Annotated in this window: 17 protein-coding genes; 8 read left to right on the top strand and 9 right to left on the bottom strand. The window is 62.7% G+C overall.

The window, feature by feature from the left end:
- Positions 1 to 22: 22 nt before the first annotated feature.
- From glcF to AC244Q_RS02390, 3 genes are all read right to left on the bottom strand, one after another.
- Positions 23 to 1,333 (bottom strand): glycolate oxidase subunit GlcF, encoded by a 1,311-nt coding sequence (gene glcF / locus AC244Q_RS02400; RefSeq protein ID WP_128407388.1) that lies wholly within the window; start codon positions 1,331 to 1,333, stop codon positions 23 to 25.
- Between the two features lie 251 nt (positions 1,334 to 1,584).
- The gene (locus AC244Q_RS02395; RefSeq protein ID WP_012756187.1) at positions 1,585 to 2,784 is read right to left on the bottom strand and encodes an FAD-binding protein; all 1,200 of its coding nucleotides are present in this window, start codon (positions 2,782 to 2,784) and stop codon (positions 1,585 to 1,587) included.
- Positions 2,781 to 4,220, bottom strand: a complete 1,440-nt coding sequence (locus AC244Q_RS02390) for an FAD-linked oxidase C-terminal domain-containing protein (protein WP_128407387.1) — start codon at positions 4,218 to 4,220, stop codon at positions 2,781 to 2,783. The genes AC244Q_RS02395 and AC244Q_RS02390 overlap by 4 nt, the downstream gene beginning before the upstream one ends.
- 159 nt (positions 4,221 to 4,379) lie before the next feature.
- Here AC244Q_RS02390 and AC244Q_RS02385 point away from each other — a divergent pair, with 159 nt between their 5' ends.
- Complete coding sequence (locus AC244Q_RS02385) at positions 4,380 to 5,276, top strand: LysR family transcriptional regulator (RefSeq protein WP_128407386.1); 897 nt, start codon at positions 4,380 to 4,382, stop codon at positions 5,274 to 5,276.
- A 13-nt stretch (positions 5,277 to 5,289) separates the two neighbouring features.
- Here AC244Q_RS02385 and AC244Q_RS02380 read toward each other — a convergent pair whose 3' ends face one another.
- Positions 5,290 to 6,141 (bottom strand): LysR family transcriptional regulator, encoded by an 852-nt coding sequence (locus tag AC244Q_RS02380; RefSeq protein WP_128407385.1) that lies wholly within the window; start codon positions 6,139 to 6,141, stop codon positions 5,290 to 5,292.
- A gap of 138 nt (positions 6,142 to 6,279) precedes the next feature.
- Between AC244Q_RS02380 and AC244Q_RS02375 the strand changes: the two genes are divergently transcribed.
- Entirely contained in the window at positions 6,280 to 7,275 is a 996-nt protein-coding gene (locus AC244Q_RS02375; RefSeq protein WP_113547253.1) for a zinc-dependent alcohol dehydrogenase family protein, read from the top strand.
- 18 nt (positions 7,276 to 7,293) lie between these two features.
- On the opposite strand, the gene AC244Q_RS02370 is transcribed toward AC244Q_RS02375, so the two are convergent.
- Entirely contained in the window at positions 7,294 to 8,451 is a 1,158-nt protein-coding gene (locus AC244Q_RS02370; RefSeq protein ID WP_113547252.1) for an adenosylhomocysteinase, read from the bottom strand.
- 98 nt (positions 8,452 to 8,549) lie between these two features.
- Positions 8,550 to 9,458 carry a LysR substrate-binding domain-containing protein gene (locus AC244Q_RS02365; RefSeq protein WP_113547251.1) on the bottom strand — a complete coding sequence of 303 codons (909 nt, stop codon included), beginning with the start codon at positions 9,456 to 9,458 and terminating at the stop codon, positions 8,550 to 8,552.
- Positions 9,459 to 9,691: 233 nt separating this feature from the next.
- On the opposite strand from AC244Q_RS02365, the gene AC244Q_RS02360 reads away from it, so the two are divergent.
- The 5 genes from AC244Q_RS02360 to AC244Q_RS02340 all read left to right on the top strand — a co-directional run bounded on the left by AC244Q_RS02360 (position 9,692) and on the right by AC244Q_RS02340 (position 15,370).
- Positions 9,692 to 10,222 carry an NUDIX hydrolase gene (locus AC244Q_RS02360; RefSeq protein WP_012756180.1) on the top strand — a complete coding sequence of 177 codons (531 nt, stop codon included), beginning with the start codon at positions 9,692 to 9,694 and terminating at the stop codon, positions 10,220 to 10,222.
- 62 nt (positions 10,223 to 10,284) lie between these two features.
- Positions 10,285 to 11,784 carry an inorganic phosphate transporter gene (locus AC244Q_RS02355; protein ID WP_017993039.1) on the top strand — a complete coding sequence of 500 codons (1,500 nt, stop codon included), beginning with the start codon at positions 10,285 to 10,287 and terminating at the stop codon, positions 11,782 to 11,784.
- A 115-nt stretch (positions 11,785 to 11,899) separates the two neighbouring features.
- Positions 11,900 to 12,637, top strand: a complete 738-nt coding sequence (locus tag AC244Q_RS02350; protein WP_017993038.1) for a 16S rRNA (uracil(1498)-N(3))-methyltransferase — start codon at positions 11,900 to 11,902, stop codon at positions 12,635 to 12,637.
- 147 nt (positions 12,638 to 12,784) lie between these two features.
- Entirely contained in the window at positions 12,785 to 14,158 is a 1,374-nt protein-coding gene (locus AC244Q_RS02345; protein WP_128407384.1) for a glutamate--cysteine ligase, read from the top strand.
- 345 nt (positions 14,159 to 14,503) lie between these two features.
- Positions 14,504 to 15,370, top strand: coding sequence for a DUF937 domain-containing protein (locus AC244Q_RS02340; RefSeq protein ID WP_012756176.1), 867 nt, complete (start codon positions 14,504 to 14,506; stop codon positions 15,368 to 15,370).
- A 159-nt stretch (positions 15,371 to 15,529) separates the two neighbouring features.
- Here AC244Q_RS02340 and AC244Q_RS02335 read toward each other — a convergent pair whose 3' ends face one another.
- A complete protein-coding gene (locus AC244Q_RS02335; protein ID WP_012756175.1) occupies positions 15,530 to 15,829 on the bottom strand; it encodes a DUF1127 domain-containing protein in 300 nt (99 codons plus the stop codon).
- A 214-nt stretch (positions 15,830 to 16,043) separates the two neighbouring features.
- On the opposite strand from AC244Q_RS02335, the gene AC244Q_RS02330 reads away from it, so the two are divergent.
- Positions 16,044 to 17,000, top strand: a complete 957-nt coding sequence (locus AC244Q_RS02330) for a LysR substrate-binding domain-containing protein (protein WP_032986695.1) — start codon at positions 16,044 to 16,046, stop codon at positions 16,998 to 17,000.
- A gap of 6 nt (positions 17,001 to 17,006) precedes the next feature.
- Here the strand turns inward: AC244Q_RS02330 and AC244Q_RS02325 are convergent, their stop codons facing one another.
- Both AC244Q_RS02325 and AC244Q_RS02320 read right to left on the bottom strand, forming a co-directional pair.
- Entirely contained in the window at positions 17,007 to 17,648 is a 642-nt protein-coding gene (locus tag AC244Q_RS02325) for a TetR/AcrR family transcriptional regulator (protein ID WP_113547273.1), read from the bottom strand.
- A gap of 214 nt (positions 17,649 to 17,862) precedes the next feature.
- The gene (locus AC244Q_RS02320) at positions 17,863 to 20,910 is read right to left on the bottom strand and encodes an autotransporter outer membrane beta-barrel domain-containing protein (protein WP_245460603.1); all 3,048 of its coding nucleotides are present in this window, start codon (positions 20,908 to 20,910) and stop codon (positions 17,863 to 17,865) included.
- Between the last annotated feature and the right edge of the window lie 77 nt (positions 20,911 to 20,987).

Below are 20,987 nucleotides of genomic sequence, written 5' to 3'. Positions count from 1 at the left end.
GCCCGACGGGCCTTCGCAAGCTTCAGCCTAACGGCAAACCTGTTAATTTTTCCGGCACAGCGCCGCCGTAGGCCCAATCGAGCAGTTCGACCGTATGCAGGATTGGAATGCCGGTGCCGGTAGCGATCTGGGTGATGCAGCCGATATTGCCGGTGGCAATGATATCGGCCTTGGTCGCCTCGATGTTCTTGACCTTGCGCGCCTTCAGCGCCGCCGAGATCTCCGGCTGCATGATGTTGTAGGTGCCGGCGGAGCCGCAGCAAAGATGGCCTTCCGCCGGATCGCGCACCGTAAAGCCCGCCGCTTTCAGCAATTGCTTCGGCGCGAGCGTGATGCGCTGGCCGTGCTGCATGGAACAGGCGGAATGATAGGCGACCGTGATGCCCTTCGGCGTGTGTGCCGGCAGGTCGAGGGTTGCGAGATATTCGGTGACGTCCTTGGCGAGCGCCGAGACACAGGCCGCCTTTGCAGCATAGGCGGGATCGAGGCGCAGCATGTGGCCGTAATCCTTGATCGTCGTGCCGCAGCCCGAAGCAGTGATGATGATCGCATCGAGGCCCTGCCCCTCGATCTCGCGCGTCCAGATATCGACATTGGCGCGCGCACTTTCGAGCGCCTGCTCGGCGCGACCCATGTGATGCACCAGCGAGCCGCAGCAGACCTCGCCTTCCGGCACCACGACCTCGACGCCGAGCCGCGTCAACAGCCGGATCGCCGCCGCGTTGATGCCGGGATCGAGCACCGGCTGGGCGCAGCCGGAAAGGATCGCCACCCGGCCGCGCCGTTCCGTTTCGGGCCGATGCGTGCCGGGTTTTGCGAAGTCCGAAGCAGCGGGGATGCGGCGCGGCGCAAGTGCCAGCATGGCGGCGAAGGGTTTCAACGCGCCACCCCGCATCAGACCGGCGAAGGGCCGGCCGAGACGGGCGAGATTGAGCGCCAGGCGAAAGCGACCGGGATAGGGCAGCACAGCGGCAAGGATGGCGCGCGTCAGCCTGTTCATGAACGGGCGCTTGTAGGTCTTTTCGATATGGGCGCGGGCGTGATCGACCAGATGCATGTAATCGACGCCGGAGGGACAGGTGGTAACGCAGGCAAGGCAGGAGAGACAGCGGTCGATATGGGTGACGACTTCGGTATCGGCGGGGCGGCCGTTTTCCAGCATGTCCTTGATCAGGTAGATGCGGCCGCGCGGGCTGTCGAGCTCGTTGCCGAGCGTCACATAGGTGGGACAGGTGGCGGTGCAGAAACCGCAGTGAACGCATTTGCGCAGAATCTGCTCGGATTCGGCGACATCGGGATCGAGGAGCTGGGTCGGGGTGAAGTTGGTTTGCATCTAACGCGACCGCCGCTTTGGGAGGATATCGGGCGTTGTGCATGCAATACCCCCCTCTGTCCTGCCGGACATCTCCCCCACAAGGGGGGAGATCAACAAGAGGTTGGACCATCGCTTCCTATCTGCCGTGTCGGAGTCGCAGTGCCCTAATTGTTTGGGGAAGTCATAGCCCTCAGCCAATCTCCCCCCTTGTGGGGGAGATGTCCGGCAGGACAGAGGGGGGTAACCCAAGCACAAACTCATCTTATCCCTCACCCCATCTTCCCCGGATTGAAGATTCCCGCCGGATCGAATTTCTCCTTCACCCGCTGCGACAGCATCGTCACCGCCTCGGGCTCGGGATGAAAGGCAGCAGTTGTCGCCCTCGCCTCACCCGATGCACGGATCAGCGTCGCGTGGCCGCCGCCGAGCGCCTTGATGTAGCGACGGACCAGTTCCGCTTCGGGGCCGGCCTCCATGCGCATCCAGACGAGGCCGCCCTGCCAGTCGTAGAAGGCGTCGACGCCTGCCTCGAGGCGGAGCGCTGCGACCAGCTGAGGGCCGGTGCCGGGGGCGACCGAGACGCGCCAGATCGGCCGCATGCTGCCGTCGGCATAGGGCAGCACGTCGCGGATTTCCTGCCAGAGCTTTTGGCTCTCCGGCTGTTCCAGCCGCGTGACCGTGGCGAAACCCGACATTGCCGCGGCAAGCTTCTCGATGCGTACGTCGACCGAGCCCGGCAGGCCTTCGATGCGCAGAGCGGTCGCCTCGCCCTCCGGCAATTTGCCGGCGAGGAATTTCCACGTCACCGTCAGCGGCAGGTGGGCGGCGCCTGAGACTTCCACCGGCAGGGCCATTGCCGCCGCCATGGCGTTTGCCGCCTCGGCGTCGTTGAGGCCTGATAGCAGCACCGTCCGCTCCGTCTTCGGGCGCGGCGGCACGCGGAAGGTGACTTCGGTGAGGAAAGCCAGCGTGCCATGCGAGCCGGCGACCAGCTTGGCGAGATCGAGGCCGGTGACATTCTTCATCACTCGGCCGCCGGCCTTGATGATCTCACCCTTGCCGTTGACGAAGCGCACCCCGAGCAGGCTGTCGCGGGCGGCACCCGCGATCAGCCGACGCGGACCGGAGACATTGGCGGCAAAGACGCCGCCGATGGTCGGCTCGCCGGATGTGCCCATCACCGGGCGATGATCCATCGGCTCGAAGGCGAGCATCTGGCCGCTCTCCTGAAGTGCCGCCTCGACCTCGGCAAGCGACGTTCCGGATCGGACGGTCATGACCATTTCGCCGGGATTATAGGCGACGATGCCGGAAAGTCCGGTCGAGCGCAGCCGGCCCTCGGCGGCAACGGTATTGCCGAAGCCCGAGCGGCTATTGCCGCCGCAGATCGCCAGCGGCCGGCCGCTTTCCGCATGGGCGCGGACGATCACTGCTGCCTCTTCCTCGCTCGTCGGCGTCAGGTCGATCATGCGGCGGGGCGCCCTTCGAGCGGGAAGACCTTCGACGGATTGAGGAGCCAGCCGGGATCGAAGGCGGCACGCGCCGCCATCTGCTGGGTGAGATCGACCTCGGAATATTGGTGCCGCATCAGGTCGCGCTTCTCGATGCCGACGCCATGTTCGCCGGTGAGGCAGCCGCCGGCATCGACGCAGAGCCGAAGGATATCGTTGCCGGCGGCCTCGGCACGGGCGGCATCCTCCGGATCGTTGGCATTGAAGAGGATCAGCGGATGCATGTTGCCGTCGCCGGCATGGAAGACGTTGGCGACGCGCAAGCCGTAATGATCGACGATCTCGGCGGTCCTTTTCAACACGTAGGAAAGCTGGCTGAGCGGCACGGTGCCGTCCATGCAGATATAGTCGGCGATGCGGCCGGTGGCGCCGAAGGCGGATTTGCGGCCCTTCCAGATCAGCGCCGCCTCGGTCGCCGACTGGCATTCGCGCACGGTCTTGACAGCGTGCCGGCGGGCGATCTCGACGATGTCCTTCAGCGCGGCGTCCATCTCCGCTTCCGACCCCTCGACCTCGACGATCAATAGCGCGCCGACATCGAGCGGATATCCGGCATGGGCGAAGGCCTCGCAGATCTCGATCGCCGGCTTGTCCATAAATTCGATTGCGACCGGGATAATGCCGGCGGCAATGACATCGGCAACGCAGGCGCCGGCCTCCTCCGATCTCTCGAAGCCAAAGAGCACCGGGCGCGCGCCTTCCGGCTTGGCGATCAGCCGCACCGTTGCCTCGGTGACGATGCCGAGCTGGCCTTCGTGGCCGCAGACGAGGCCGAGCAGGTCGTAGCCTGCCGCATCCAGCGCCTTGCCGCCGAGCTCGATCACGGTGCCGTCGACCAGTACCATCCTGACGCCGAGCAGATTGTTGGTGGTGACGCCATATTTCAGACAGTGGGCGCCGCCGGAATTCATGCCGATATTGCCGCCGATGGTGCAGGCAAGCTGCGAGCTCGGATCGGGCGCGTAGAAAAAGCCGTCCGCGGAGACGGATTCGGAGATATTGAGATTGGTGACACCGGCCTGGACCACGGCGACCCGGTTCGGCAGATCGATTTCGAGGATGCTGTTCATCTTCGACAGGCCAAGTACGACGGCATCCTCCTGCGGAATGGCGCCGCCGGAGAGCGAAGTGCCGGCGCCGCGCGGCACGACGGGAATGCCGTAGCGATTGCAGTAACGCATGACGGCCGAAACCTCAGCCGTGGTGCGCGGGAGGGCGACGGCGAGCGGCAGGCGGCGGTAGGACACGAAGGCGTCGGTCTCGAACGGCACCAGCTCGCGCGCCTCATGCACCAGGCATTCCAGCGGCAGAAGATCGGTGAGATCGGCAACGATCTGGGCGCGGCGCGCCAGCACGTCGGCGCGCGGCTCGAGAAACGAAATGGCGTCGGACATGGCGTTCTCCCTGGCCCTGACGACGGGAATGACAGCGGGAAGATGACAGCGGAAACCGGCCGCGAACCTCCCTGCCGCCGATAAACCGGCTTAGCACTTTCCCGAAAGTGGCGCAAATGCTAAGCACTTATGCCAAAAGGGAAAAAGTTACGAAACCTTATGACCAATCTGGGTGATCTCGAAATCTTTGCCAAGGTCGTTTCGACCGGAAGCATGTCGCTCGCCGGCCGGGCACTCGGCTTTTCTCCGGCCGTCGTCTCCAAACGGATCAAGCGGCTGGAGGACCGGCTCGGCACCCGGCTTCTGCAACGCACGACGCGGCAGATCTCGCTGACGGAGGCCGGACAGGGCTTCTACGACCGGGTTCTCGGTATTCTCGCCGGGCTCGAGGAGGCAGAATTTTATATCTCAGGCCGCTCGGCGCAGATGCACGGCACGCTGAAGATCTCTGCCCCGACCTCCTTCGGGCGCATGCATATCGCGCCGCATCTGAAGTATTTCATGGAGGCGCATCCGGAGCTTGCGATCAACCTGGTGCTGACCGACGAATTCAGCGACATCGTCGGCGGCGGCTTCGATCTGGCGATCCGCATTGCCGAACTCACCGATTCGAGCCTCGTTGCCCGAAGGCTGGCGCCGGTGCGCCGGCTGCTCTGCGCCTCGCCGGATTACCTTGCGTCGCATGGCGAGCCGAAGCACATCGACGAGCTGAAACGCCATCGCTGCCTGCCGGCCCACAATAACGACACCTGGCGGCTGAACGGGCCGGACGGGGCGCTGAGTCTCAGGCCGGAAGGCTTGCTCGTCACCAATTCCAGCGAGGTGATCCGCGAGGCGGTCATCGCCGGGCTCGGGATCGCGCTGCGCTCCACCTGGGATATCGGTGAAGAGCTCAAGGCCGGCCGGCTGGTGCAGGTGCTGCCGGCCTATGAGAGCTCGCACAATGTCGCGCTGTCGGCCGTTTATCCCAGCCGGCAGTTCCTGCCGGCCAAGGTGCGGCTGTTCATCGACTATCTGGCAGAGCTTTATGGTCCCGTCCCCTATTGGGAGCGCTGACGGCATCACCGATTCAGCGCGCCAGCCTCTCGATGACAAGGTCCAGCAGGGCGCGCAGCCGCGCTAACCGCTTCATGTCGCGGTGATAGCCGACCCAGGTGTCGCGGCCGGGTGGCGGTTCACCGAGATCGACCAGTTCGATGGCCGCAAGAGAATCGCCGAGCGGCCGCGGCAGGACGGCGAGCCCGGCTCCGTTGGCGCAGAGCGCAGCCTGCACGTCGCGGCTGTTGCTGCGCGTGACGATGTCGGCCTGCGGCAACAGGCGCCGCAGCCAGCCGACATCCGGCATCTCGCCGAAAGCCTCGTCCATGGTGACAAGGCGGGCGCCCGCGCCGTCGCCGGCTTCGGGGTGCGGTGCGCCGCGACTGATGTAAAGGCCGTATTCGATACGGATAAGCTTGCGCGATACGATCTCCGCTTCCGTAAAAGGCTGGATGCGAAAGACGAGGTCGGCTTCGCGTCGCGACAGACTGAGAAGCCGGCTGTCAGTCAGCAATTCGACCACCACCTTCGGATGAACTTGCGAGAATTCCGCCAACACAGGCGAAAGCACGTGCGCGCCGAACCAATCGGATGAGGACAGCCTGAGTAAACCATCGAGCTGACGGCTGCCGCCGGCAAGGCTCCGCTCCATGGCGAGCGCCTCCTCCTCGATGCGTTCGGCGCCGGCGAACACGGCTGCGCCTTCGTCGGTCAGGACGAAGCCATCGGTCGTGCGCTGAAAAAGCGTCTGGCCGAGAGAGGCTTCAAGGGCACGCAGCCGTCTGCCCATCGTCGGCTGCGTCAGCCCGCGGTTGCGGGCTGCTGCCCCCAGCGTGCCGAACCGCGCGATCGCCAGAAACAGCCTGAGGTCACTCCATTCCATCGCTCGCATCCGCCAAACAAAAATGCATGGACTTCAGTCGTTATCTTTCATTTTCATTCGAGTTTCAATGAAGCATCTTTCTTCCACGCCAATTGCGGTGGTCCTACCGACGCCGCACCGCGAACGAAGGAGAGCTCCATGTCTGTACAATCAACGATGAAAGCGCTGTTGGCTGAAGCACCGAATTCACCATTGCGCATCGCCGATATTTCAAAACCGGTGCCCGGCGAAGGCCAGGTCCTGGTGCGCATCAAGGCAAGCGGCGTCAATCCGCTCGACCTCAAGATCCGGGCCGGCAATGCGGCCCATGCCCGCCATCCGCTTCCCGCCATTGTCGGTATCGATATGGCCGGTGTTGTCGAAGAGGTCGGAACTGGCGTCAGCGGTTTTCGCCGCGGCGACGCGGTCTACGGCATGACCGGCGGGGTCGGCGGCATTCAGGGATCGCTTGCCGAATTTGCAGCTGTTGACGCCGCGCTGCTGGCGCCAAAGCCGCAGAATCTGTCGATGCGCGAGGCAGCCGCCTTGCCGCTGATCTCGATCACCGCCTGGGAGGGGCTGGTCGACCGCGCCGGGGTCAAGGCCGGCCAGAAGGTTCTGGTGATTGGCGGCGGCGGTGTCGGCCATATCGTCGCGCAGATCGCCAAGGCTGCCGGAGCCGAGGTCTATGTGGTCGACGGCGCGTCGAAAGCAGACTATCTCGCCGGCCTTGGCGCAACGCCGATCGATCGTGACGCGGAAACGGTGGAAACCTATGTCGCAAGACACACCGGCGGCAAGGGTTTCGAACTGGTCTACGATACCGTCGGCGGCCAGGGGCTCGATGCGGCATTCCGAGCCGTCAGCCAGTTCGGCCACGTCGTCAGCTGCCTTGGCTGGGGAAGCCACGCGCTGGCACCGCTCTCCTTCAAGGCCGCCACCTATTCAGGCGTCTTCACGCTGCTGCCGCTGCTGACCGGCGAAGGACGCGCCCATCATGGTGAGATCATGCGAGAGATGACGAAGCTTGCCGAAGCCGGCAAGGTGATGCCGAAGCTCGACCCGCGCCGCTTCACCCTTGCCGATACAGATGAGGCGCATCGGCTGATCGAAAACCGGCAGGCGGACGGGAAGCTCGTCGTCGAGATCGACTGATCTAATCCGTCCGCGGAATCAACGCGCCAGATCGAGGTAGGCGTTCGCCACCATGGCATCGATATCCGCGGGCACAGGCACGACGCAGGATTGGGGGCCGGCCTCGCCCTTGGCGATGCGTTCCAGGCAGCGGGCCTGAAGGGTGAAGCCGAGATCCATCGACTCGACGGTATTGCCGAGCGGCCGCGGGCCGGCGAGATTGGCCATATGGCCGCCACCGAGCAGATGGAAAGAGCGGCCGTCGCTGAGATGGAAGGTCTCGATATGGTCGGCCTCGTAGCGATCGATGCCAATGACATCGGGGTGGCGACGGAAGGCTTCGACATCGATCTCATGCGGGAAATGGCCGCCATTCATCAGGATCGCGCCATCCTTGACGAGCGGCAGGTCGGCCGCCGTCACGATGCCGGCAAAACCCGTGACGGTAACGATGATATCGGCCGAGCGGATCGCCGCGTCGCGCAGCGGTGTGGTGAAACCGTCGAGATGAGCTTCGAGCGTCGTCACCGGATCGATATCGATGACGCTGACGGTGGAAAAGGCATTGCGGAAACAGGCGGCCGTGCCCTTGCCGCAGGCGCCGTAGCCGAACACCGTCACGCGCTTGCCGTTGGTGGAGCGGTTGGTGAAGCGCAGGTAGCTTTCGAACAGGCTCTGACCGACGGCATGCCTGTTTTCGGCGAACTGCTTGATCGGGCTGTCGTTGATGACGAGGATCGGCATGTTCAGGCGCGCGCGTAGCGGCAGCAGGCGGATGCGGCCCGAGGTGGTTTCCTCTGTGCCGCCGCGGAGATTGGCGTAGGGTTTTTCCGCCGCGATGGCGAAAAGATCGCCGCCATTGTCGAGCAGCAGATTCGGCTTTTCGGCAATCACCGCTTCGAGGCTCTGATGGTGAGCGGCGGGATCGGTCGTCTGCGTCGCGAAGACCGAGATGCCTTGGGTACGCAAGAACTCGACCGTCGAAGGCTGGGTGCTGTTGAGATTGCCGGTGCAGACAAGACGCGCCCCACCGGCGCGAAGCGTCGTCAGCAGCGCCACCGTCTTCGGCTCCAGATGGATGCCGGTGCCGATCGACAGGCCCTCGAAGGGACGCGTCCGCTCGAATTCGGCCGCCGTCGCATTGAGCAGCCGGCAGCTGTTGCCGATCCAGTCGATGCGGGTTGCGCTCTTTTCCATCAACTCTTTCCTATTTGCGTGTTGGTGCTGTTTCTAGCGGACCAACAGGGTTGCGAATATGGAAGTAATTCTGGCGAAGGGGCAGAAAATCTGCCCTTTCAGGCTGGTGTCCCGCAACGAAGCAACCAACCGGACAAGGCCGCAAAGGCCGGCCGTTTCATATCCGGCGTGCGGCAGCAGAGGCTGTAGCCCGATGGCCGAGAGATGAAGCCGGAGGGCGCGACCAGATGCCCGCGCTTGAGATCGTCCTCGATCGAGGCACGTGGGGCAAGTGCGATGCCAAGCCCGGAACGGGCGGCACCCAGCGCCAGCAGCAGATCCGCGAATTCCTGGGTGCGGGAAAAGACGACCGGCGGCGTGCCGCTTTCGGCAAACCATTCGTCCCAGAGCCTCGGAACGCTGCGGCTGATAAGCATCGTTAGCGCGCCCATCGCAGCCGGATCGCTCGATAGGGTCGCGGCAAGCGAAGGCGTTGCGACCGGACCGAACTCATCCGCCATGAATCGCAGGGCGGTAATGCCTGCGGCCGGCCGGTATTCGCCGCCCATGATCACGGCGTCCAATTCCGGGTGCATCTGCAGCGGTTCGACCGTGGCCATCGGCACGATGTCGACGGTATCGCCGAGGCTCGCCTGCATGTCTGCTGCACGCGGCATCAGCCACCAGACCGCGAAGGCGGAGGGTACGCCGAGCCGGATGCGGCGCGGCACGGCGCCTTCGAGTTCCGAAGCGGCGCGCTGCAGAATGTCGAAAGCCGCGCTCGCGGCGGCCGCAAAAGCGCTGGCCTGCAAGGTCGGGACCAGTCTGCGGCCGTCGCGCAGGAAGAGCTTGCTACCGAAGTGATTCTCCAGCGTGTCGATCTGCTGGCGCACGGCGCCGCGCACCACATTCAGCTCTTCGGCAGCCTTCAGAATGCTGCCATGACGGCAGACGGCCTCGAAGGCGCGGATGGCATTGAGCGGGGGAAGACGCATGGGGACGACATTCACAAAATCATGGTGGATCACTAGATCTCGGCATTGAACGAAAGGCAAGATCACGCCATATTGTACAGCTGTGCAATGTGACGCATTCGAGACAGGATGCGACGGATTTTCCGAGCCTGTCCGGCCTCGATTTCCCTATGAACGGCGATCAAATCGCGTTTCGAATCGTCCTGCGGCCTTTTGGATTGCGTAAGCTTTCCGTGATATACGTATATGAGTGATTCCTAACGACGACTGCGAAGGTGACCCGACCATTGACTCTTTTCGCCCGACTGGCTTCCGATGTGCAACTGATGTTCCGGCGTCCGCCGCGACAGCAATACGGTGCGCTCTGCTATCGGGTAAAGAAGAAGAGCGGTGAGGTCGAGGTGCTGTTGATGACCAGCCGCGATACCGGCCGCTGGGTCATTCCCAAGGGCTGGCCGATGACGCGCAAATGCGCCCATGAAGTCGCGATGCAGGAAGCCTTCGAGGAAGCCGGCGTCCGCGGCGCGGTCGAAACGGAGACGCTCGGCGCCTACACTTATTCGAAGGCGTTGCGCGACGGGGTGCAAGTGATCTGCAAAGTGCAGGTCTATGCGCTCGAGGTCACCGACATGGCGAAGAACTTCAAGGAAAAAGGCGAACGCCGCATCGAATGGGTCTCGTTCGACGAGGCGGCGGCGCGCGTGCGCGAACCGGAGCTCCGCCACCTTTTCCTCGCCTTCAAGCAAAAGATGACCGACAGGCTTTCGGCCAAGGCGGCCAAGCAAATTCCAGACGTGAAACAAATTCCGGCGGAATGAATCCTGCCATCTTGCACTGCTAGGAAAGCAGCGTAGAAGCAGATTCATCCTCAGGAAAAAGAATGCCGCCACGTCCCGCAGTCCTCACGAAACGCACGCTCGACAAGGACCTCGACAAGATCACCCATGCCGAGGACGTGGCGAAGCATGTTTTGCGGCGGCTGGTGGCGCCTGGTCTCGGGCTGATCTTCGTCGGTCTGGCCATGCTCTTTGCCGGCGTCTATGTATTCGACCGGCCGGGAGCGATGCTCGTCATCGCGGCCGCCGCCCTTGCCGGCTATATGGCGATGAACATCGGCGCCAACGACGTGACCAACAATGTCGGTGCCGCCGTCGGGGCGCGCGCCATGACGATGGGCCAAGCATTGGTCATCGCTGCGATTTTCGAAGTTCTTGGCGCCACGATCGCCGGCGGCGAGGTCGTCAAGACGATTTCCTCAAACATCGTCGACGCCGTCCAGGTACCGCCGGCGCTGCTCGGCTGGATCATGATGGCGGCGCTGATGGCGGCGGCTCTCTGGATCAACCTCGCAACCTGGATGAACGCGCCGGTTTCCACCACCCATGCTATCGTCGGCGCGGTGATCGGCGCCGGCATCTCAGCCGTCGGGCCGGAACCGGTGAACTGGCAGGTAATGCTGGAGATCACCTCGAGCTGGATCACCTCCCCGCTGATCGGCGGGCTGATCGCCGCCGGGCTGCTTTATCTCGTCAAGACCCTGATCATCTACCGCGACGACAAAGTAGCGGCGGCACAGCGCTGGGTGCCGGTGCTGGTCGCGGTGATGGCGGGCGGCTTCATGGCCTATATGGTGCTGCAGCTGTCGCCCCCGGGCAGGTTCCCGCCGCTGACCGTCCTCCTCATCGGAATCGGCATCGGGCTGGTGAGCTGGCTTGCCGCCCGGCCACTCGTTCTCGCCCAAGCGCGGGAGCTCGAAAACCGCAACAGCTCGCTGCGAACGCTGTTCCGGCTGCCGCTGATCGGCTCTGCGGCGCTGCTGTCCTTCGCGCATGGCGCAAACGACGTTTCGAACGCGGTCGGGCCGCTGTCGGCGATCGTCCATTCGGTCGGCATCGGCGGCGGCGGCGGCATCGGGCATCCGCCGCTCTGGGTGATGCTGATCGGCGCCCTAGGCATCTCCGTCGGTCTGCTGCTCTTCGGGCCGCGCCTGATCCGCCTCGTCGGCGAGGAAATTACCAAGCTCAATCCGATGCGGGCCTATTGCGTGGCGCTGTCGACAGCTTTTACCGTCATCGTCGCCTCCTGGCTCGGTCTGCCGGTCAGCACCACACATATCGCCGTCGGCGCCGTCTTCGGCGTCGGATTCTTCCGCGAATGGTATACGCGCCATTCGAAGCGTCGCATCGCCTATATCAGGCGCAAGGCCGAGAGCTTTGATATCGACGAGCCGGAAGAGCCGAATATCCACGAGACGCGGCGGCGCTATCTCGTGCGCCGTTCGCATTTCATGACGATCATCGCCGCCTGGATTGTCACCGTGCCGGTTTCGGCAGCGCTTGCGGCAATGATTTATTGGGTTATGTTCGCGCTCTTCGTCTAAAGCGCGTCGCGATTTGTCCCGGCGCCGTGCTTTAGGTCTTTATTTTCTAGCGTGTCATGATCGCAAAACCGCTGCACAGTTTTACGAGGCATGCTTTGAGACCCCGAGTTTTTTAATGCGCGCCAATTTTCGCATGCAACGGCTTTTCGTCGACGCGCCGCTTACGCGCGGTGCCGGCGTGGAGGCGAATGCCGATCAGTTCAACTATCTCGCCAATGTGCTGAGGATGGAGGACGGTGGGGAGATCCTGCTCTTCAACGGCCGCGACGGCGAGTGGAAGGCAACCCTTACCTTCCCCACGCGCAAACGCATCCTTTTGACGGCAACCGAAGAGACACGGCCGCAGCCGCAGCCTTGCGACCTGCATTATCTCTTTGCGCCGCTCAAGGTCGGCCGGATGGACTACCTCGTGCAGAAGGCGGTCGAAATGGGCGCCGGCCTGCTGCAGCCGGTCATGACCCAGCACGTGCAGGGCAAGATCACCAATCTCGACAAGCTGCGCGGCAATGTCGTCGAAGCGGCGGAGCAATGCGGCATTCTCGGCATTCCCGACGTGGCCGAACCGGTGAGGCTTCTCGACCTGCTCGACCGCTGGCCGAGCGAGCGCCGCATCATCTATTGCGACGAGGGCGATGCCGGGCAGAACCCGCTGCCGGTGCTCTCGGCGATCAGGGAAAGACATCTCGCTCTGCTCGTCGGGCCGGAAGGCGGCTTTTCGGAAGAAGAGCGGGCGCGGCTTCGAAGCCTCGATTTCGTCACGGCCATTCCGCTCGGACCGCGCATCCTGCGGGCCGATACGGCAGCCGTTGCGGCCCTGGCGGTGGTCCAGGCGGCGATCGGCGACTGGAACTAAGGTCGAAAACGGGTTGACATGGAAATCGCTGTTATTTTTTTGATGCGTCGTTGAAAGAATTTCACTTGCAACATGGGTGGCTTGGGTCCTAATCAGCCTTCCAACCGCCCGGCCCCCTGGGCGCCTTTTTGAATACAGGTATCCCGCATGGCCCGCGACACTACCGACCAGACACCGCTCTCTTCGGTCCAGGATCTGACCGATTATATCGCCGCCGGCAACAAGCCGCGGGAGCACTTCCGGATCGGCACCGAACACGAGAAATTCGCCTTCTTCCGCGCCGACAACAGCCCGGTTCCCTATTTCGGCGATGCCAGCATTTCGGCCCTCTTGACCGGCCTGCAAAAAAAAAGCGGCTGGGAGCCGATCACCGACGGCGGCAACATCATCGGCCTTGCCGAGCAGCATGGCATGGGCGCGATCTCGATCGAGCCCGGCGGCCAGTTCGAACTCTCCGGTGCACCGCTGGAGACGATCCACGAGACCTGCAAGGAATCGAACCAGCATCTGGCGACGCTGCGCGAAATCGCCGAGCCGATGGGCATCCGCTTCCTCGGTATCGGCGGCAGTCCGAAATGGACCTACGCGGAAACGCCGCAGATGCCGAAATCACGCTACGAGATCATGACCCGCTATATGCCGAAGGTCGGCACCCAGGGTCTCGACATGATGTACCGCACCTGCACGATCCAGGTGAACCTCGATTTTTCCTCGGAAGCCGACATGCGCAAGAAAATGCGCGTTTCGATGAAGCTGCAATCGCTGGCGACCGCGCTTTTCGCATCCTCGCCCTTCACCGAGGGCAAGCCGAACGGCCTGCTCTCCTGGCGCGGTGACATCTGGCGCGATGTCGACAATCGGCGCGCCGGCCTGCTCGATTTCAGCTTCCGCGACGATTTCGGCTTCCGCGACTATGCCGAATGGGCCCTCGACGCGCCGATGTATTTCATCGTCCGCGACGGCCGCTATCACGACTGCACCCATGTCACCTTCCGCCAGTTCATGAACGGCGCATTGAAGGGCGAGGTCGCCGATCCGGCGCCGACGATGGGGGACTGGACGAACCATCTTTCGACACTTTTCCCCGACGTGCGGCTGAAGCGTTTCCTCGAAATGCGCGGCGCCGACGGCGGCCCGTGGCGGCGCATCTGTGCGCTGCCGGCCTTCTGGGTCGGCCTGCTCTACGATGATGCAGCACTCGATGCTGCCGACGAGTTGACGAAGGATTGGACCTTTGCCGAGATCAGCGCCCTGCGCAATGCGGTTCCCGCCGAAGGGTTGAAGGCGCAATTCCGCGGGCACCCGCTCTTCGACATGGCGCGCGAAGTGGTCGGCATATCAAGGGCCGGTCTCAAGGCGCGCGGTAAGCTCAACCGGGAAGGCCAGGACGAGACGATCTTCCTGGCGCCGCTCGACGAGGTGCTCGCCAAGAAGGCGACGCTCGCCGAGGATTTGCTGTCGCTCTATCACGGCCGCTGGCACGGCTCCGTGGAGCCGGTCTTTGAGGACTATCAGTACTGAGTCCGACCCCGGTTCCCCTTTTCCTGGAATCGCTCTGACAGCCGCTGTTTTCGCCTGTTTCCGAGCAGCGGAAGTGAAGGCCGGCGACCTAGCGCATCGTGCTTTCCGAAAATCGGAATCGATTTTCGGAAAGCACGATGCGAGGATCGAAAGAGTTGGAGCGTCCTTTGTGCGTCAGAAAGCACGCACGGCGCTCGCGTGCTCCACCGACCCGCCGCTGGAGCCTCGGCCGCATGCTCTCGCTAAATTCCTCCCTAAGTTCTTATGGCAAAAAGCAGTTTGCTCATTGCCATTTCCGGTTATAGTGGCGTTACAACGCGTCACGACCCGGGGAAAGGGACTTCCATGCTGCCACTCTTCGACATGATGATGCAGGCGCAGAACGGCGCGGCGATGGAGGCGATCGCCCGGCAGTTCAACCTCGCGCAGGAACAAGCGACGAAGGCAATGGCGGCGCTGATGCCGGCCTTTTCCGCCGGGCTGAAGCGCAGCACCAGCAATCCCTATGATTTCGTCGGGCTGATGCAGGCGGTCTCCTCCGGCAACTATGCGCGATATTTCGAGGATATGAACCGGGCGTTCACGCCAGAGGGTATTTCCGACGGCAACAACATCCTTGCCCAGCTCTTCGGCTCGAAGGAGGTTTCGCGCGCGGTCGCCGCCCAGGCGGCACAGATGACCGGTATCGGCCAGGATATTTATAAGCGGATGCTGCCGGTGCTGGCCGATACGCTGATGGGCGGGCTCTTTAAACAGACGACCGGCCAGATGGCCTCGCCGGTCAACCCCTTCGTCAACACGGCGATGGGCGAGACCATGCAGAAATGGCTGGAAAGCACCGGCTTTGCGCCGAAGCCGAAGACGACCCCGGACCCCAGCATCTTCGACAATCCCTTCACCCAGGCGATGCAGCTGATGTTTTCGGTACCGAAGCCGGAAGCGACATCTCAGCCGAACCCCTTCCTCGACAATCCCTTCGCCAAGGCCTTCCAGGAGATGATGGGCGGGCTCGGCCAGCAGCCGGCGGCGCAGACTAAGACCAAGACGCCGGAGGCGCCGAAGGAAGAGGCGAAGCTCAATGCCGACAGCTATACCGAGATGCTGAACGCCATGTTCGACAGCGGACTGGAAGTGCAGAAGAACTACCAGAGGAACCTGGAAGCGATCTTCGAAACCTATCGGCCTAAGCCCTCCTCGGACAAGAGTGAATAGCACTGTAGATTTTTACGCATGTCGCTATCGCCAAACCGCGGCACACTTTGCGCGACATGGTTTAGCGCATAAAAAAACCCGGAGATGGCTTGGGAAAGCCGATCACCGGGTCAAGCGGCAGGGCTATTGGCTATCACCCTGCGGGGAAACTCGCCGCTCCTACTGTTCGTAGGAGCGGAAGAGGGACAGGCGCCAGCGATTGCGCGCCGAGCGCGTCAGATGTTCCGACGGGTCCTCGAAAAAGGTCGATGCCAGGAACGCGGAGGTCAGGTCGGCTCTGTTAAGGCCGATATCCCTCAGCTGAGCGTCGCTCAGATCGTGCAGCGTGTTGATCTCCATGCGATTGCGGAACCCGCGAAAGAGGGAGGTCAACGGTGCGAGGCCTGCTGCCAGACGCTGGGGAAACGTCGGGGTGAGCTTGCCGCAGTCGAGTTCTATTGTTCTGTCTGTCATCCGCATGGGACTCTCCTTTCTTTCGATTTCTTTCAGGCGCGCAACAACCCACCCCTCCACGCGAGGTCGCACGGGAAGGAGCAAGGCTGAATTGGCTCGGACAGGCAGGGTGTCTGTCCTTCACTTTGCTTGATTTGCATCCCGAAGATGCCAAAGACCTATTGATCAGTCCAACGAATGTTTCTAATGATTATCATCAGCTATCTTTATGGGTGACAACATGTCCGCGCCTCTTGATCTCGACCAATTGCAGACTTTCATCGCCATCGTCGATTCCGGCAGCTTCACCAAGGCCGCCGACAGGGTCTACAAGACCCAATCGGCCGTCTCCATGCAGATGCGCCGTCTCGAGGAACGCATCGGCAAGCAGCTGTTCATCAAGGACGGGCGGGGAAACCGGCTGACGGTCGAGGGCGAAAAGCTGCTCAACTATGCGCGGCGCATCATCCGCCTCAACAATGAGGCTATCGCCGCCTTCGACGACAACAGGCTGGAGGGGACGCTGCGCATCGGCACGCCCGATGATTATGCCGACCGCTACATGCCCGAAATCATCGGCCGCTTCGCCAAGACGCACCCGAATGTCGAGCTCTATATCGTCTGCGAGCCCTCGGTGGATCTTGCCGAACGCATGCATAAGGGCGAGCTCGACATCGCGCTCGTCACCCATAATCCGCGGGAGCGCATGTCCGATGTGGTGAGAACCGAGCCGCTCTGCTGGGTGGGCTCGGCCAACCATCCGATCCGCGACGACGCGCCGGTACCGCTTGCCGTCGGTCGGCGTGACTGCCAGTGGCGCCAGCTCGCCTGCTCGGCGCTCGATGCCGTGGGACGCGAGCACCAGATCCTGTTTACCAGCTGGTCCTGCACCGTCGTTGCCGCCGCCGTGCTGGCCGGCATGGCGGTTTCGGTGATGCCGGAATCGGCGCTGCGGACGGGCATGAAGGTGCTGAGCCAGGCGGACGGTTTTCCAGCGCTGCCGCCGGTGCAGATCGGCATCATGAAGCGGCCGGGCGTTTCGCTTTCGCTGATGAACGCGATCACCGCGCATATCACCGCCTGCCTCGACAATATCACGCCCACTGTCGTCGACGACAGCCTGGAGGCGGACGTTAAATCCGCCCAGGCGCGCCTTTATCCGCGGTTGAAGGCGGCCAATATGGTGCCAAGCTGGTAAGAGTTCTCAGGCAGCAGCCGGCACGGTCGCGGTGAAAAGAGAGGCGCGGATGACGCGCTTCCACTCATCGAGCATACGCCGTGCCAAGGCCTCCTCGCTGACGGCGGCAAGTCGGATCACGGCGCCGATCAGGTGGCTGAACAGGTAAGTGCGCGCATACATTTCTTCGTCGCAAAGGTCAGGGGCCAGCTGACGCACGGCGTCACGGAAGATGCCGGCGACGTGACCGCTATGCTCAATATTCAGCTGCAACAGATCCTGATCGGTCTCCGTTCCCATCCAGACACCGAGATAGACGGGATCGTCGTGGTAGGAATCGTAATACCAGTCGATGGTGGCGCAGACCACGTCCAGCGCCTGGTCGAGTGACCGTACGTCGGCAAACATCGCCGCCATCTTCGTCTGGATCGCCGAGGCATGCTGGTCGAACAGGGCTTTGACGATCGCCGCCTTCTCCGGGAAATACTGGTAGACCGAACCGATCGGCACCTTGGCTGCAGCGGCGAGCTCCGTCATCCGCATGGCGCTGACGCCCTTTTCGGCGATGATCTTGGCGGCGGCGGCGAGAATGAGGTCCAGCCTCTGGATGCTGCGCTCCTGCTTCGGCTTTCTGCGCAAGCCGATCCGATCCATGCTTTCCGCGCCCATGTCGTTCCCATTCTTTTTGTTCGCGGCGGAAGGCATGACATGCAGGTCTTCATCGGCCGTAAATGGAAACACTCGCATTTTAACGACCGGCAAAAGCGTATGAAAAACGGGGCTCTACGGCATTATGCTGCAACTCAAAGTGTTGCAATGTTCTTGCGCGTCTGAAAAGACGCGGAGCGCATGCAATGCATCTCGTATTTAAATCGGGACGTTTTTAGAATTTCACCGACAGCGTCGCTTTGGCCCCATGCTGCTGCGCGTTGTCGGCAATCTGGCCGGAATAGGCGATGCCGAGGATGGCGCTTTCGGTGAGGTCGAAGTCGAGCCCGGCGTCGAGAACGAAGGCGTTCTCTGCCACCGGCACTCCGGCGACGGCGAACGCGTCGCCTCCGGCAAAAGCATGCGTCGACACCGGAACGATGTCGCCGGCGGCATGCCGCCAGCCTGACATGCCGCGCAGGGTGGCGTTCGTCTCGCCCAAGCGAACCTCCATTTCGGCATGCAGGCCAAGCGTGGTGATGGTGGTGTTGGTCATGCGGCTGGAGCTGTCGAGCGCTGCCGCCCCGCCCTCTTCGGTGAAACCCGCCGTTCGAATGCCGATATGGGCGAGATTGACGAAAGGCTCGAAAGTGGCCGCCGCCGTATCAAACCGATAGCCCAGCTCCGCAAATGCCTGCAGCGTGCCGGCATTATAGCTTGCTTCCAGCCTGTCCTCGAAGCTTCCAATAGCGACGTTGCGGTTGGTCTCGATCTCGTGCCACGTATGAGCGAGACCGGTGCGGAAGGCGAGACCGCCCCATTGCGTGCCCGCGTAAAGGCCGAGGTGATAATCGTCGCTCGATCCCGATGAGCTTCGGTGCCGCGGGTCGAATTGGGAGTTGCTGTAACCGGCCATCAGGCCGAGCCTGACGTCATCGAACATGGCGTCGACGCCAGCGAGAAGCCCGCCGGTCTGGTGGTTGAGGGTGGCGGCATTGCCGTCCGTGCGTGTCTCGCTTGCGCCGCCAAAAGCCGTGCTCCAGAAAACCGGCGCGTCCGAAGGATTGGCAGCGATGAGTTCCGGACCGCCCGGCCAGAAAGCCTGTATCGGGATTACGCCAGCACTGGCGTCGCTAAACGCGGAACGCAGACGTTCGTTGGCGGCCTGGCGGACAAAGAGGCTTTGCGTAATCAGCGCCGTTTTGATCGAGCCATGGATTTCACCGGAAAGCGCGTCGTAACTGGCCTGAATCAGCGGCTCGTCATCGGGCAATGTGACGATGGCGTCGTAGATATCGTTGCCAGTTCCGAGATTCTCTGCAGCCTCTGCCGCGGCCATCTGGTTGCGCGTCCGTGCCATGTCGCTGAAACGCACGTTGTTGCGTTCGATCTCCAGATAGACGTTGTTCAGATCATAGGAGAGCTCCGCCGCCAGGAAGGCATAATCGGAGGTGACGGCGCCGAATGTTCCGTTGATCCCGCCAGCGGCGGTAAGGATCGTATAGGTGGAGAAAGGCTGGTAGTCGCCATTCATCCCGACATGGGTAACGCTGGCGCCGTTGAGGAACGCGGTCCCCGTGACCGAGATCAAATCGCTGGCAGTGCCAGCCGGATCGACCTCGACCTCATAGGTGGAACTGGGATCGAGGGTGAGGTTGCCGCCGATGGTCAATGTCCCGATGGAGTTGCCCGGCGCGATGGTGACGCCTGCGCCGGCGGTCACCGTACCGATATGACCCGACCCGGCCAGCGTGCCGCCCGTCATCATCAAGATGCCGCCAAGGCTGCCATTGACGATCAGGCGTCCGTCCGAAACCGTGGTCGTGCCGGCAAAGCCCGAACTGTTGCCGGTCAGGCGCAAGGTGCCGCTGCCCAGCATCGTGAAGTCGCCGCTGCCGGAGAGTATGCCGCCATAGGTGGTGTTGTTCGCCTGATCGAGCGTGAGTTCGGCGCTGCCGATGACGATCTCGCCGCCGCTTCCCGAAAGCTGCGCCATCGTCAGGTCGAAGCCGCCGAGATCGAATATGCCGCCATTGACCGCATAGGCGCCATTCTGCACGAAGGCACCGGCGCTGCCCGCCTGCAACGTGCCGGCCCCGACCGTCGTCACACCGGTAAAACTGCTGGTGCCCGAAAGCGTCAGTGTGCCGCTGCCCTGTTTGGTCAAGCCACCGGCGCCTTGCAAATCCGTGGCAATGCCGACGGCAAAGCCGTTCGTATCGATAAAGGCGCCGCCGGCATCAATCGTTACCTCGCCGGCGTTGAAACCGCGCAGGAAATTCGCCTCGTTGCCCGTTGCGCTGAGAATACCGCCATCGAAAACGAGGTCCGCGTCACCACCGCCTCTCTCGATATAACCGGTCTCCAGGACGCCGCGCCCGTTTGCGGCGCTTCCGGCGATCCGCACAGTTCCCGTGGCGCCCGAATCGTCGGCGATGATAACCTCGGAAGCCGAAACCGTGCCGCCATTCTCGACGCTCATACTGCCTGAACCGAATTCGCCCACGAACAGCGCGCCGGAATTGATCCAGCTCGACCCCGTACCGGTCACGCTCACCACGCCGTTGCCGTTCGAACTATAGCCGACATAACCTTCACTCGCAGTGACCGAGCCGCCATTCGAAATGGTCAGCGTTCCCGCTCCCGCCTCGCCGACCGAGATATAGCTGGAATTGCTCCAGATCGAGTTCGTGCCTGTGACGATGACCTCGCCTATGGCAGTCGTGTCGTTGCTGATAAGCCCGGCAGCGCTGCTGACCGTGCCGCCATTCGAAATGGTCAGAGTGCCGGTGCCGCTGTCGCCGATATAAAGATCCTGGGCGTTGGTCCAGGTCGAGCCGGTGCCGGTGACCGTCACCGTGCCGCTGGCGCCAGAGAAATAGCCGATACGGCCGAATATATTGTCGACGACGCCGCCATCTTCGATATTGAGCACGCCGACACCCCGATGGCCGACGTAGAGGTCGTCGGAATTGGTCCAGGCCGAGCCCGTCCCCGTAACCGTTACCGTTCCTGCGGCGCCGGGATCGACACCGAGCACGCCGATGTCATTGCTGACTATGCCGCCATTCCGGATGACAAGGGCTGCATCGTCACCATTCTGATCGCCCACGATGAGGTTGGTATTGATTGTCCATGGACTCGGTTGCGTGCCCGCGCCGGTACCGCCCGGGTCGTTGCCATCGACGATCTCCGTGTCGTTGCCGGTGATGACCTGCGCCCATCCCGGCCCTACAGCCAGCACCAGCGCCGCAGTGCTCGCCAATCCCGTAAGTCGCAGCATGACCATCCCTTGGATTGCCGCTCCAGATATCCTTTCGCCCATGCTCGCTCGCAAATCGTCCCCACCATCATTCGCTC

The organism is Rhizobium sp. CB2179 (assembly GCF_057653455.1).
The sequence above is the reverse complement of the archived record's forward strand: the minus strand, read 5'-3'. Positions and strand labels throughout refer to the sequence as shown.